We start from the raw sequence: 14284 nt of genomic DNA, 5'->3' as shown, positions 1-14284 counted from the left end.
ACTACAGTTAAAAAGTATAATAAGACAGTGATTGAAACAAGGAAAATAAGTATCGGATATAGAATATTGGTATGAAATTAAATGAGTGAAGAGTTGGAAAGGCTGATTGCCTAAACCTTGTGTTTGGCATTAAAAGGGAGCGATGAAAGCATGAAGACAGCAAAGCAGAGGTATGAAAAAAGACAGCAAAGATATGATGAATTTTTACAAAGGCAGAAAAAGACAGAAAGAAAAATAAGCAACCTTAGACTTATAGTTTTTGTTATTGGAACTTGTACAGCAATATTAACATATATATTTCGCAATTACATCTTTCTTGCAGCTATTATAGTGTTATTTTTAGGAGTATTTATCTATCTTGTTATACATCAAGACAAGCTTATTAATAGAATTAAATACACAACTTTGCTTCTGGATATCAATAAAACCTCGTTAAAACGGGTAAATGGAGAATGGAATAGATTTGTTGATGCTGGAGAAGATTTCTTAGAAGACAGCCATAACTATACTGGTGACTTGGATATATTCGGCAAAGGCTCCCTTTTCCAATGGATAAGTGCAGCAAATACCTTTACTGGAAGAGAGGAGCTGAGAGATCTGCTGACAGATGTGGAAGGGAATAGGGATGACATTTGCGAACGACAGGAAGCAGTGGATGAATTGGCGATGCTGCTCAATTGGCGGCAAAGATTTTTGGCGGAAGGTATGACCACATCGAAGAAAATTGGCAATCCAGAAGAATTAATAGCATGGGGAAAAGAAAGCAACGAACTTTTTAGGAAAGCTTGGGCGATTGCAGTGCTCAGAATATGCCCAATCATTACTATTCTTCTTGTTACTGCAGGCTTTTTTATGAATATCATACCTCGATACCTTCCTATTACTGCATTGTTGCTCCAGTCTATACTGGTTTCTTACAATGTCAGAGACAGATATAGAATGTTCAGTTTATTTGGGAATTACAGCAACGACCTAAGAGTATACTATAGAATGCTTAAGCATTTTGAAACTCACAATTATAGGTCTGCCTTGATTAATAAAATAAAAAACTCGATTAGGAATAAAGATGGCGTAGAAGCTTTCAGACAGATAGATAAACTGTCCTCTATAGTGGATTCATTAGCTAATAGGAAGAATATGTTTTATTTTATATACAATACTTTGACGCTTTGGGATTTTCAGGGGATGATAGCTCTTGAAAAATGGAAGCAACAATCAGGACATTTTTTAAAAGATTGGTTTGATGCGTTGGGAATGATGGAGGCACTGGCTAGCTTGTCAATAATAAGATTTGAAAACCCGGATTGGGCAATGCCTAATATTAACGACAGGGTAGATGCAGTATTCGAAGCGAAAGGTCTAGGACATCCTTTGCTTGTAGGGAGAAGAGTGTGCAATGATCTAAGAATAGATGAAAAAACCAGAATTATATTGATTACAGGCTCGAATATGTCAGGAAAAAGCACACTATTGAGAACAGCGGGTATTAATTTGGTTCTTGCTTATGCCGGGGCACCCGTATGTGCAAGGTTCTTTGAAGCTTCAATAATGGAAATATCCACTTGCATGCGGATAAAAGATAATCTTGAAGAAAACATATCCTCTTTTTATGCTGAGCTAGTACGAATAAAAAGAATTATCGGTGAAGCGGAATCCGGAAAACGAGTTTTCTTTTTATTGGATGAGATTTTCAAAGGCACTAACTCGCATGACAGGCATGCCGGTGCAAGAGTGCTGATTAACAAATTAAGTTATACGAATTCCATTGGCATGGTATCTACCCACGATATAGAGCTTTGTGACCTTGAGAAGAAAAATACTAAAATAGCCAACTATCATTTTCAAGAGTATTACGAGGAAGGCAAAATTAATTTTGATTACATATTACGTAAAGGCTCTTCTACGACGAGGAATGCGTTTCATCTTATGAGGCTGGCAGGAATCGAAGTTGATGAGAATATCGAAGCCTTAAGGGGTACGAACCCTGCCATAATACGGAAGAGGTCATAGAAAGCATCGGGTATGCTTTGGAAAGAAATATGGAAAATCCGACAGGTTCCGTATTTTGCATACATGGGAACACAACCTAACAACCTTTGCACCTGGAACTTTATTCATAAAGAATTGCTATGTATCAAATAACACATGAACTTAAAAAGTTATCGAAAAATGTTTTTGAGCTTAAAGAAGGAACGCTTTACCCTATGCTTCACAGCTTAGAAAATGAAAAAGCCATTGAGTCCTATTGGCTGGATGCCGATAATGGAAAACGCAGAAAATATTATAAAATTACAAGAGTTGGGGAAAAACTTTTGGAGGATAAAAAATCTGAGTGGCAAATCTACACGAAAGCGGTTAATTCTGTAATTGGGGGTTTTTGTTTTGAATAAAAAGATAAAAGCATTTTTAGATGATGTTTGTATTCATATAAATTGTAAAACAGTACATAAAGACATTCGAGAGGAGCTTAGCGAGCATATAAACGAATTAAAGGAAGAAAATATAACTAATGGGTACGATGAAGAAAAAGCGCTTGATTTAGCAATTTCTGCAATGGGAAGTGCAGATGAAATAGGCACAAAGTTAAATCGTCAACACAAGCCACAGACGGAATGGTCTCTTTTGGTTTTAACAGCTATTATTAACATAATCGGTGGCGTAGTTATGTTTTCAAGCAGTAAATTTACTGAAGGCCAAGCAATTAATTTTTCAGAATACATAATATTTGTAATGATTGGTATTATCACCATGATAGCTCTATATTATTTTGATTACACCAAGTTAAAAAATATGTCAATGCCTATTTATATTTCCGGCATTTTATTGCTTGTGATAACAATGCTAGTAGGAATAAGAATAAATGGCGCTAAAAGGGGGCTTGCGATTGGTCATTTTTACATTTCATCCCCGGAGCTTGCAAGTGTATTGTTTTTAATTGCATTTGTGGGCTTTTTAGAAAAGTACCGTAACAAAGGTGCTATGAGTATTATAAAATTAATAATTAAAGGTGTTTTTCCCCTACTTTTATTGATGGTGATGCCAAGTGCATCTACTGCTTTTGTAATGGTAATCGTATATGCGGTTGCACTTATCACTGCTATAATGAGAAACCATTTTGGCAAAAATAAAAAAAGCCAGCTAATGGCAGTGTTTGCAGGCAGTGCTGTCCCAATTATATTATTCATGTGTAATGTTATAACATATCCATATAAATTAAAACGCCTTACAATTTATTTTTCAAGAGGAAAAGCAGACCCTTTGGGAGCGGGTTACCTACAGCATATGGCAAATACTTGGCTTTCTATTTCAAGCTGGTTTGGCAAAACTGAAGCTACATACAATGGGCATAGCTTGGATATGACAATGCCAAATGCTACAAGTGAGTTTATACTCGTAAATGTAATAGCAACGCTTGGTTGGGCAGTTGGAATTGTATTGATTTTACTTATTGGCATTTTTATTGTTAGAATGTTTATGACCACAAGTAAAATAAAGAATTGCTATGGTTTCTATTTATCTATGTCTGCTTGTACAATCTTATCGGCACAATTTTTAATTAATATTTTAATGAACTTCAATTTGTTCCCGTTAATGAGTTTCAATATGCCCTTTGTATCTTATGGTGGTACAGGGTATGTTGTAAATATGGCACTTGTGGGAATTATTCTGTCTGTTTGGCGAAGAAATAATCTTATATCCTATAAGGAAGAGGTTTTAGACATACCATCCCAAAAAGGCATTGTAAGTTTTTCAGACGGCAGGCTTATAATAGACCTAAAAGCTTGGAGGCAGCAATAGGCAGGTGCCAGGTGCAAAAGTTATTAAGTTATTGATGTAATTAAGTCCCTCCGATACTATATAAATAGGTATAATATCAGGAGGGTTTTTATGGCTAGAGCATTGAGAGAAGAATATATTGGTGGTATTTATCATGTAATTGCTAGAGGTAATAACAAAGAGTATATTTTTAAAGAGAGTATTGACAAAGGTTATTTTATAAAGCAACTGAAGGAATATAGCAAGATCATGGGATACACGATATATGGTTTTGCTTTGATGGATAATCATTATCACTTAATTATACAGACAATGGACAAAAGGCTTCAGGAGGCCATGCATCGAATTAATAATAAATACAGCAAATACTTTAACAATAAATATAACAGGGTGGGGCATGTATTTCAAGGCAAATATAAGGCAGTACCGGTACAGGATGAGAGATACATTTTAAAGCTGCTGAGATATATACTGTGAATGTCAAGTGCAATAGGAGAAGAAGGATATCGGATATTGTGTGAAAGCAGGAAGCAAGTAAAGCAGCGTAAAAGACTGGATGAAGTGATAATAGAAACAGGTGTATCTCAAGAAGACTACGAGTTGATAAAAACAGGCTCAAGGAAAAGAGTGCTTACTAAATATAAGCTTAAGTATATTACAACAGGAATTGAGAATGGCTACACAATGGGAGAAATAGGGCAGAATATAGGAATGACAGCTGCAGCGGTAAAGGATATGATGAACAGATATGGCAAATAGAATAACTTAACAACTAACGTGCCTGGCACCTAACCTCTGTCGCGTCCCCATATGTCACATGCATTTCGAGGCGGACCTAAAAGACAGTATAATCACCGCTATAGCCGTTATTTCCGAATGTTACGGCTATCGAATATGGATTTGAGGTAGGACATTAAGCTTTGACGCAAGTTGCTGTCGAGTTCCATATAACCCTTTATAATATCTAACTCTAAGTCGGTTAGATTATTTTTTTTGGCGTATTCGTCGAGGGAAAATGTATCCGGCTGGACAAAGATTTCGCCTTTACCGTATCGGAGCCATTCTTCGTTGACGGAATATTCACGGCAAATGTCGCTAATTACTCTATAGGTTACGGTTCTGGTTTTTTTACGCTCTATGTCCGAAAGAGAACCACTTTGCAGATTGAGCCTAAGAGCCATTTCTTGCTGCTTAATGTTAAGAACCTTTCTTAAATACTTAATCCTATCCGGAATGTCAATAAGCTTGTTTTCCGACATTTTTTTCACCTCAGATCCATTTTAATAACTTCATTATAAAACAGAAAAATCGGATTGTCTATGTTTAGGGAGAGATAATATGTTGACAAATAAGATAATCTAATTTATAATCAAGATAATCTAAGAAAAATGCAGAAAAATAGGAGGTTAAATAAAGGGAAAAAGTCTGCTTTATCATTATTACATTTCAAAGGGGGTGAAGCATATGGGAACCATCTTAAACAAAAAAGAGGTGCCTGTGGTCGATGAATTGATTAAATTACTCAAAAGTCTGACACAGGAAGAACAGCAGGATATCAACAATTTCATACGGGGCGTTAAATTTGCCACGAGAACGGTAAAATACGAATCAGCATAAAAAATAAAAGGAGTGAAGCAATCATGAAGTATGATTTTGAAACCGTCGTTTCCCGGTCAGGCAATTGTTCCAGCAAATGGGATCAGATGAAAGGGTGGAACCCAAATGTAGGCAGTGACATCGTTCCCTTTTCGGTGGCAGACATGGAACTGAGGAATGCGCCTGAAATCATCGAAGGCATCAAGGAGTATGTCGATAAAACCATTCTGGGATACACCAATGCGGGCGAAGCATACTACAATGCGGTCTGCGGATGGATGGACAGGCGGCATTCCTGGGATATCAAGCCGGAATGGATCCTGGGGACTCCCGGTGTGGTGAACGCTTTTTATACAGCGGTAAAAGCCTTCACCAAGCCAGGCGAAGGCGTAATCCTGATGACTCCTGTCTATTACCCCATGTATATGGCTGTAGAGCGCAATAAGCGCAAAATTGTGCGCAATCCCCTCATTTATAAGGATAACCGCTATTCGGTTGATTTTAATGATCTGGAAGAAAAAGCTAAAGACCCGAACAATACTTTGATTATCCTGTGCAGCCCTCACAATCCGGTGGGCCGGGTTTGGACTCCCGAAGAACTGGAACGGATCGGCCGCATCTGCATTGATAATAATGTTGTGATTGTTTCCGATGAAATCCACTTTGACATAATCATGCCCGGTTACAAGCATACGGTATTTGCCACTATCTCCGAGGAATTTGCCGACCACAGTATTGTCTGCACCGCTCCCAGCAAAACCTTCAACCTGGCAGGACTCCAGACCTCAAATATTATTATCCGGAACAAACGCTTGCGTGAGCGGTTCCGCGAAGAACAGCTTAGCGTAAGCATTTCCAGGCTGAACATGATCGGCTACAAGGCATGCGAGCTTGCCTATGATAAGGGTGAAGAGTGGCTTGAGCAGCTGCTTTTACATATTGACCACAATCGGCTGGTTCTCACCGAATATATGGAACAAAATCTTTCCCAAATCAAAGTAATTCCCATAGAGGGAACATACCTTCAGTGGCTGGATCTGAACGCACTGGGTATTTCACCCCTGGAACTGGAGAGGATTATGCACATGGAGGCACAGGTATTTTTTGATGAAGGCTATGTATTTGGAGAGGAAGGAAAAGGATTCGAGAGAATGAACATTGCCTGTCCTACCAACATCATGTTGGTCGCTTTGGAGAGAATGAAAAAAACGCTGGACCAATACATGAGAGGTTGATTATGGACAGGCTGCAAACAGGCGTCAAAATGCCGTACTTCATATATGAAACACCCTTTGAAAACAATTTGAAAATTCATGTGAGGAGGACTTGAAATGTCGGAAATAAGACAAGAGAGCAAGCTTTTCAGAAATGTGGGATTTTGGCCTCTGATGGGAATTGCGGTGGGCCAAATCATCGGCGCAGGTATTATGTCCAACACCGGTATCGCCATTGGCATGACCGGTACCGGTGTTGCCCTTGCGTTTCTCATATCTCCCATATTAACCTTGATATCTATTACCCCCGACGCGATCTTGGGGGCGACGTTGCCTGTCACCGGCGGAAAATATCGGTATACCAGCCGCATGCTGGGCAAAAAGGCGGGTTTTGTCTACTTAGCCCTGTATTGCTTTTCCAATTTGACCCTTTCACTTTATGCGCTGAGCTTTGCCTCCTATCTGGTAAGCATTGTGGGGGGAGTGAGTGCCCAATTGGTCGCTATGGTCATGTTGACCGTACTATATTTGCTCAACCTGATAGGGACAAAATCAGCCGCCATAGTCAATACTCTCATGTGCGTTTTGATGATCGGAGGTATCTTGTTGTTCATTGGCTTCGGTGCGCAGCAAGTGGATTTGGGTTATGTATTCAATAAAGACAATCTATTTACCAACGGTGCTTTTGGCTTCGCCAGCACTCTTGCATTGCTCAGCTTTGCCACCGGCGGTGCCCAGGTGATCGCCGAAATGGGAGGGGAAATAAAAGAACCCGGTAAAAACATTCCTAAGGTCATGATTGTTTCTACTTTGAGCGTGGGCATCCTTTATGTCTTTATGGCGTGTGTCGCTGCCGGTGTCCTCCCTATGGAAGTAACTGCCAACCAGCCGCTTACGGCAGTGGCAAGAGAGGCTATGCCATTCTGGGCTTTCTACCTGTTCGTCATTTTTGCTGCTCTCGGTGCGACCGCAACCACCCTTAACGCACAGCTTTCCTGGGTGACAAAACCCATTCTGGTGGCCTGCGAGGACGGCATTCTTCCCAAGAGCCTGGCCAGCGTAAGCTCCAAGGGGGTGCCCTACAAAATCCTGACTCTATTCTATATCATAGGTATGTTGCCTCTTATGGCGGGACTTGACCTGGCGTTTGTTTCTAAAACGAGTACGGCAATTTCCCTGGCGCTCAAAGTGCTTCTCAGCTTCGCGTTTCTCAAACTGCCTTCTTGTTATCCCCAGCAGCTGGCGGCATCACCCCTGCGTGTTTCCAATGGAGCGGTCAAGGTGATCGGTGTGGTGTGCATCATTTTGAACATAGTCCTTTCCGGCTCACTGATTCTTAATTTGCCGGGCTATGCGATTATCGGTTTTGCCGTACTGGTCATCGCTTCGATCGTTTATGCCAATGTAGGCCTGAAAAAAGCCGAAATCCCCGATGATTTGACTGTGGACTATTCGGCCAAATGAGTTTCATTTCATTGAGAATAGCGATTCTTGTATTTGGGGAGGTTATTTTGTGGATGCAATAAAGCTTGCAGCTATCTTTACGCTTATTATCTGTTTGATGAAGATGAAAAGGCCGCTTTCCTTTTCCATAATCTGTGGCATCGCCGCCGCCTGCGTCCTGTTCGGGATTGGGATCAATGACGCGGCGAAGGCAATTTTCGAGTCGATCACCAGTTGGGATACCTTGTCGCTAATTCTCATTTTTTATTTGATTGCCTTTCTGCAAAGGATGCTGGAAAAAAGGGATTTTCTCAACCTTGCCCACCGGTCTCTCAATGGGCTGTTCAACAGCAGGCGGATTAACGCCTCTCTCGCCCCGGCCTTTATAGGGCTTCTCCCTTCGGCCGGCGCCGTATTTGTGTGCGGCGAGATGGTAAAATCCGCCTGCGGCAACGATATGAGCGACGAGGACCAGACTTTTATTACCAGCTATTACCGGCATATTGCCGAAAGCTTTTTACCCACATATTCTTCTATTGTCATCGCCATCCAATTGAGCTCGGTACCGGTTTCCTCATTCCTTTTCGCCATGTTTCCCATGATGGTGGTACTGATGGCCTTGGGGTACATATTCTACCTCAGAAAACTGCCCAAGGAAACCGGTATGGAGCCGTCAACCAATAAGTTGGACGATATCAAGAATATGGTGAAAAGCTTATGGACCATAGTTCTGACCATTGCGCTGATCCTTATTTTTGAATTTCCGGTCTATACGGCAACCTTTGTATCCATAGTGCTATGCATATTCGTTCACCGCTTTAGCATGAAAGAACTTAAACCCATGTTTTCTTCAGCGTTGGAGTGGAGTATTGTGATCAATACTTTTGTGGTTATGATCTTTAAAGAGATCATTGCGAGAACCGGGGCGATTGCAAGTATTCCAGGAATTTTTGCATTACTTCCTGTCCCCACAGTAATTGTTTTCGCCCTGGTGTTTTTCTTCTGTACCGTTATCAGCGGATCGATGGCCACCATCGCCCTCTGCATGCCGCTGGCCTATCAATCCATTCCAAACGGCGGGCCGGCGCTTCTTATGCTATTGATGTGCTATACTTACGCCGCAATGCAGATTTCCCCGACCCATATCTGCCTGACTTTGGTCACCGACTACTTTCACACGGGAATGACGGAACTGCTCAAGCGCACGGTTCCTGTAATTGCCAGCTTTTGCGCCATTGCCGCGGCATATTACCTCATTTTGACAAAATTATTCTGAGCCTGGCGGATACCACGAACACGATAACAATCACCGGTGGAATATGAATGATCATGGCCTTTCCACCGGTTAATGCAGAAGTTTATTGAGCCCCGAAATACAGGCAGTATTTAATGATGACATATAGGACAAATAGAAATGGACAAATGAACAGATATGGCAGATAGAATAACTTAATAACTAACGTGCCTGGCACCTTACGTGATACTGAGGGGCATTACAAGCCTCAGGGGCATATGTAATCATTCCCGGACATGGAGAAGTGGTTGAAAATGACCTGATATTTAAGCGGCAATTTGAATATCTTAATAATGCCAAGAGCAAGATTGAAGAATTGCTCCGAAATGGCGGGAAAATGACTGACTTAAGTAAAATAAAGCTCACGGATTGTATTGAAGATACATCCTATCTATATGACATGCAGCTGGATTACCTGCATAAGCAAACCCTTATGATCATTTACCGGCAGCTTAAAAAATAGACGGAAATAAAGGTGATTAAGCCTGGAGAAGGATATTGCTTCACTATTTTCAGAGTGAAACAAACATATAATTAGCAGTAATACAGGGGAAAATATATAAAAAGGCTGCTCGGCATATCATATGATGCCAAACTGCCTTTTTATCGTGATAATGATTATTTTTAAATCATCATAAAGCGCATCCGCGCAAGGCCTTTACGGCGTTATTCTGTCCCTGTCCCTCGGGAACAAAGCGGCTTCTCTCACATTGCCAAGGCCGATAAGCTGAGCCGTCAAACGCTCGAGCCCGATAGCTAATCCCCCGTGAGGAGGCATGCCGTATTTGAAAACTTCCAGGTAGTCGCTGAACTTCTCAGAATTTAATCCTTTGCTTTCAATACTCTTTTTCAGCATATCGAAATTATGGATCCTTTGTCCTCCTGTAGTTATCTCAAGGCCTCTGAATATAAGGTCAAAGCTGTGAGTAAGGCCGCCATCTGCGGGCATGGTATACATAGGTCTCTTTTCCATGGGATAATGGGTCAGGAATACGAATTCGCTTCCATATTCCTTCTTTACATGCTCATAAATAAGCTTTTCACCTTCGGGGTCGATGTCTATATCCAGCTCTTTACCATATTTGTTATTCAATATCTTGATCGCTTCCGGCAGCGGTATGGATGGTATTTCCTCACCGATTTCAGGGAGTTTTGCTTCCAGGGTATTCAGCTCATCGGCACACTCATTCTTAAGCTTATGCAGCATACTTTTCAGCAGCCTGGTTTCAAGCATCATTATATCCTTTTCATCCTCGATGAAACCCATCTCCAGGTCCAGGCTTACATATTCATTCAGGTGCCTGTTTGTATTATGCTTTTCAGCCCTATAGACATGGGCTGTCTCAAATACCCTTTCATAGCCTGCCCCCACCATCATCTGCTTATAGAATTGAGGGCTTTGAGCAAGGTATGCCTTTTTCTCAAAGTATTTCAGCTCAAAAAGCTCGGTACCTCCTTCTGCACCTTCGGATACAATCTTCGGTGTGAAAATTTGCGTAAAGCCTTCAACTTTGAGAAACTCAATAAAGCCTTGAGTCAAGCAGGCCTGTATTTTAAAGATACTATTGAGCGACTGATGCCTCAAGCTCAGCACCCTATGATTCAAGATAGTATCAAGGTTTACTTCAATATCCTTTTTATTGATTTCAAAGGGAAGCTCCTCTTTGACCTCGCTGATAAGCCGAATGTTCTCCGCCAATATTTCCACATTCTCATCATTTTTCACAACGGTGCCTGTAATTTCAACCACGGATTCAAGCCTTAAGCCCTTTATATCTACTTCCCTTGTATTTACTACGCATTGGACCAGGCCGGAATGCTCCCTCAGGATCAGAAATGCTATTTTGCCCAGCTTCCTCAGCCTGTGCACCCATCCTTGAAGCTTTACGGTTTCTCCAATCTTTGAATTTAAGCCCTTTATTAATGTTCGATTCATTTTATTTCCCTCCTGATTTTGCACATTCATATATAAATTAATCCGGCCAGAATAATTTCAATAAAATAAAAAGCCCCTTAACATGAACTGCTAAGGGGCGGATCAATTCCGCGGTGCCACCCATATTAACCAAAATAGCTTAATAAGCAGATAGATACATAAAGCGGTAAATAAAAAATCCCACTCCATAAAGGAGTGAGACATATATCCCACGGTACCATCCTGCTTAACCATTTTATTGGTTCTCTTTACTCCTGATAACGGTGGAATTCCGAGCTATCCTACTCTTGTTTCAGATAACCAGCTCCGGGATGTCCTTGGGCCTATGCTTGCTGTCAGGCTTTCACCGTCCCTGACTCGCTTATGAGCTTGCGAAAAGCTTACTCTTCCCTTCCTTGCTTTTTATGTTTGATTGAAATCATACTACTTTATTATATATATGTCAATAAGAATATTAATAAAGGCGCATTATTAGCAATTTATGATATATAACATAAGAAGCTCTTAATGTAAAGTAAAATGACAATATTACATAATAAAGAGGAATTATAGTGTATTTGGAGAATATTAGAAATATAAATATTATAGGAGGCTTTATAATGAAAAGAAAGACATTTATCTCTATATTGTTATGTTTCATTCTTATAATGAGCAGCTTTACGGGTATTACATATGCTGACAAGAGCTCAATTGAGCGTGATATGAAAATACTTGCATCAAAAGAATTTATGGGCAGGCTTGTTGGAACAGAAGGGAATGAAAAGGCTATAGATTATGTAACCGATAGATTTTCAGAAATTGGCTTAGAAGCATTTGATGAAGACTATCATCACGTATGCAAGCAAACTATTTATGATCCGGAAAAGCAAATTCACTGTCTTGAAGTTATATTTCAGAATGGTAACACAAAACAGTATGAATACGGTAAAGATTTTTGCGATAGAATGGCTATTAAAGAAGTAGATATTTCAGCTCCTATAACATTTGATAAAAATGATCAAGATATGGACAAAAAAATAATGGTAATAGGAGAAAATGATAAATTATTTGATTATAATAATAAATGCCAAGCTGTATTTCAAAAGACAAATTCCTTTTTTAAAGTTGCTATTGTCAGATCCAAGGGGACACCTAATATAGAAATTTCAGAAAAGCTTTATAATACATTATTAAGCGAGAAAGTAAAAGAAGTTAAGCTTATAACAAAACATATATCACATGAAGTTGACATAAAGCAGCCTGTAGGGAAAATATCCGGTAAAGATCATAAGAAGCTTTTAGTATTATCAGCTCATATGGATCATTCAGGATGGGCAGGTAAAACTATTTTTTATGGTGCAGTAGATAATGCAGCAGGAACTTCCACTATCATTGACATAGCCGAAAAGCTTAAGAAGCAGTCTGAGAAGAAGCCTTTTAATATGGATATTCTTATATGTGCTTCAAATGGAGAAGATTCTATGCTTACAAATCTTGATGATTTATTAAATAAACTGAAAAGTAAATATGATGAGATTTATGATATAAATATTGATACTATTGGGAAAAAAGATGGAGGCATGATTTGTTTAAATGGGGATAAGGAGCAAAATAAGGAATTAATAGAAGATTTGATGAAGTGCTTTTCAAAAAATAACTATGAAGTGTTAGATGAATACTATGGAGCAAGTGATAATATTATATTTAATAACCAAGGCTTCTGCGGAATAACAGTAGGTCAGAAGGATGTGTTCGGTGAAAATAATACTACCAGTATTCATACTGAAGAAGATACATTACATATAATTGACTATGATCAATTATATAAAGTAAGTGATATCATTTATGACTTTATTGTTACTAATGATGGTAAAATATATAAGCCTGATAATAAATAATTAGATAAAATAGGCAGGATAGATGGTTTCTATCCTGCCTATTTTGTTCTTATGTATAAGCTAAATAATAGCTAGATATCAATTTCTTCTTTCATAACTATGAGGGGTGCATAGAATCTTGTAAATTTGCCTGCTTGTAGTTCTACTTGCTTCAGGAAGCCCTGATAATAGAAGGGAATAGAAAGTGAATGTCGAATTTAAAATCATTATCTGCCTATCAGGCAATATATTATCGAGGAGGATAGAGCATGGATTCTTTTAACGATAACCGGACTTTTATGAAAAGCGGATTTGATCTTCCTGAACGAGAGTTTGTCTCTGATCAAGAACGCGGCATGCCGCCGCCACCCCTTGGAAAAACAATTGACAACAATTTAAAAATTATTGAGCTTCCAGCCGTAGATAAAAATATAATTCAGAATAGTGACTTGTACTCTTGCCTTGATAACCGCAGAAGCAGGCGGAATTATACAGATGGTCCAATTACATTGGAAGAGCTATCCGTTTTGCTATGGTCGACTCAAGGTGTGCAAAGAATTATACCAGCATATAAAAACACAGGGCATATAACTCTGCGTCCGGTTCCTTCTGCAGGCGGCAGGCATACCTATGAAACATATCTTGCAGTTAATAATGTAACAGGCTTGGAAAAAGGCATCTATATTTATTTGCCCTTAGAGCATAAGCTTGCATTTTGGAATTCTGTTGATGACCTGCAGGATAAGCTTGCCTATGCTTACGGAGGTGAGAATTATCAAGATGAAGCCAAGTGGTTTGGACGAGCACCTGTTATATTTTTATGGTCTTGTATTCCATATCGAGGGGAATGGCGATATCACTGTGAGGCACATCGATTAATGCTGATAGATATAGGGCATGTATGTCAAAATTTATATCTGGCATGTGAGGGCATCGGATGTGGCACTTGTGCGATTGGAGCATATGTCCAAAAGGCTTTTGATGAGCTGCTTCTTTTAGATGGACAGGATGAATATGTTGTTTATATTTCTGCTGTTGGTAAATTAGAACGAAAGGATACACCCTAGCTTGCCAAAACAGCCTTAACCCAAAAAGTATATAGACTAATACATCATCTGGCTTTCCAATGGCTGTATGGGATATAAGAACTGACGTCCCGATTATTTGA

General features: G+C 39.6%; 14 protein-coding genes and 1 other annotated feature. Of the genes, 12 read left to right on the top strand and 2 right to left on the bottom strand.

All coding sequences use genetic code 11. The features are described 5' to 3' along the window. Positions 1–150: 150 nt before the first annotated feature. From LJD61_RS11940 to LJD61_RS11920, 5 genes are all read left to right on the top strand, one after another. The gene (locus LJD61_RS11940; protein ID WP_255227776.1) at positions 151–2010 is read left to right on the top strand and encodes a MutS-related protein; all 1860 of its coding nucleotides are present in this window, start codon (positions 151–153) and stop codon (positions 2008–2010) included. 119 nt (positions 2011–2129) lie between these two features. Beyond that, entirely contained in the window at positions 2130–2390 is a 261-nt protein-coding gene (locus LJD61_RS11935) for a PadR family transcriptional regulator (RefSeq protein ID WP_255227775.1), read from the top strand. Next, entirely contained in the window at positions 2383–3798 is a 1416-nt protein-coding gene (locus LJD61_RS11930; RefSeq protein ID WP_255227774.1) for an FtsW/RodA/SpoVE family cell cycle protein, read from the top strand. Before LJD61_RS11935 ends, LJD61_RS11930 begins: the two co-directional genes overlap by 8 nt. Positions 3799–3888: 90 nt before the next feature. Next, positions 3889–4254 carry a transposase gene (locus LJD61_RS11925; protein ID WP_255227773.1) on the top strand — a complete coding sequence of 122 codons (366 nt, stop codon included), beginning with the start codon at positions 3889–3891 and terminating at the stop codon, positions 4252–4254. A 36-nt stretch (positions 4255–4290) separates the two neighbouring features. Continuing rightward, positions 4291–4536 (top strand): hypothetical protein, encoded by a 246-nt coding sequence (locus tag LJD61_RS11920; RefSeq protein WP_255227772.1) that lies wholly within the window; start codon positions 4291–4293, stop codon positions 4534–4536. Positions 4537–4643: 107 nt separating this feature from the next. Here the strand turns inward: LJD61_RS11920 and LJD61_RS11915 are convergent, their stop codons facing one another. Further along, entirely contained in the window at positions 4644–5036 is a 393-nt protein-coding gene (locus LJD61_RS11915; protein ID WP_255227771.1) for a helix-turn-helix domain-containing protein, read from the bottom strand. Between the two features lie 205 nt (positions 5037–5241). Between LJD61_RS11915 and LJD61_RS11910 the strand changes: the two genes are divergently transcribed. The 5 genes from LJD61_RS11910 (at position 5242) to LJD61_RS11890 (ending at position 9787) form a co-directional block, all read left to right on the top strand. Further along, on the top strand, positions 5242–5394 hold the full coding sequence (locus tag LJD61_RS11910; protein ID WP_255227769.1) for a hypothetical protein: 153 nt from the start codon (positions 5242–5244) through the stop codon (positions 5392–5394). 23 nt (positions 5395–5417) lie between these two features. Beyond that, positions 5418–6608: a MalY/PatB family protein gene (locus tag LJD61_RS11905; protein ID WP_255227768.1), complete on the top strand. Its 1191-nt coding sequence runs from the start codon at positions 5418–5420 to the stop codon at positions 6606–6608. A gap of 96 nt (positions 6609–6704) precedes the next feature. Further along, positions 6705–8051 (top strand): APC family permease, encoded by a 1347-nt coding sequence (locus tag LJD61_RS11900; RefSeq protein ID WP_255227767.1) that lies wholly within the window; start codon positions 6705–6707, stop codon positions 8049–8051. Between the two features lie 49 nt (positions 8052–8100). Then, a complete protein-coding gene (locus tag LJD61_RS11895; RefSeq protein WP_255227766.1) occupies positions 8101–9306 on the top strand; it encodes a DUF401 family protein in 1206 nt (401 codons plus the stop codon). Positions 9307–9568: 262 nt separating this feature from the next. After that, the gene (locus LJD61_RS11890; RefSeq protein ID WP_255227765.1) at positions 9569–9787 is read left to right on the top strand and encodes a hypothetical protein; all 219 of its coding nucleotides are present in this window, start codon (positions 9569–9571) and stop codon (positions 9785–9787) included. A 195-nt stretch (positions 9788–9982) separates the two neighbouring features. On the opposite strand, the gene aspS is transcribed toward LJD61_RS11890, so the two are convergent. Continuing rightward, positions 9983–11260: an aspartate--tRNA(Asn) ligase gene (aspS, locus tag LJD61_RS11885; RefSeq protein ID WP_255227764.1), complete on the bottom strand. Its 1278-nt coding sequence runs from the start codon at positions 11258–11260 to the stop codon at positions 9983–9985. A gap of 188 nt (positions 11261–11448) precedes the next feature. Then, positions 11449–11665, bottom strand: a binding site (T-box leader). A 194-nt stretch (positions 11666–11859) separates the two neighbouring features. Between aspS and LJD61_RS11880 the strand changes: the two genes are divergently transcribed. Both LJD61_RS11880 and LJD61_RS11875 read left to right on the top strand, forming a co-directional pair. Continuing rightward, entirely contained in the window at positions 11860–13137 is a 1278-nt protein-coding gene (locus tag LJD61_RS11880) for a M28 family metallopeptidase (protein ID WP_255227763.1), read from the top strand. 248 nt (positions 13138–13385) lie between these two features. Next, positions 13386–14183 carry a SagB/ThcOx family dehydrogenase gene (locus tag LJD61_RS11875; RefSeq protein ID WP_255227762.1) on the top strand — a complete coding sequence of 266 codons (798 nt, stop codon included), beginning with the start codon at positions 13386–13388 and terminating at the stop codon, positions 14181–14183. The last annotated feature ends 101 nt before the right edge of the window (positions 14184–14284 follow it).

Source organism: Lutispora saccharofermentans (assembly GCF_024363565.1).
Taxonomy (GTDB): Bacteria; Bacillota; Clostridia; order Lutisporales; family Lutisporaceae; genus Lutispora; species Lutispora saccharofermentans.
Note: the sequence above shows the minus strand (reverse complement) of the source record. Positions and strands in the feature narration are given on the sequence as shown.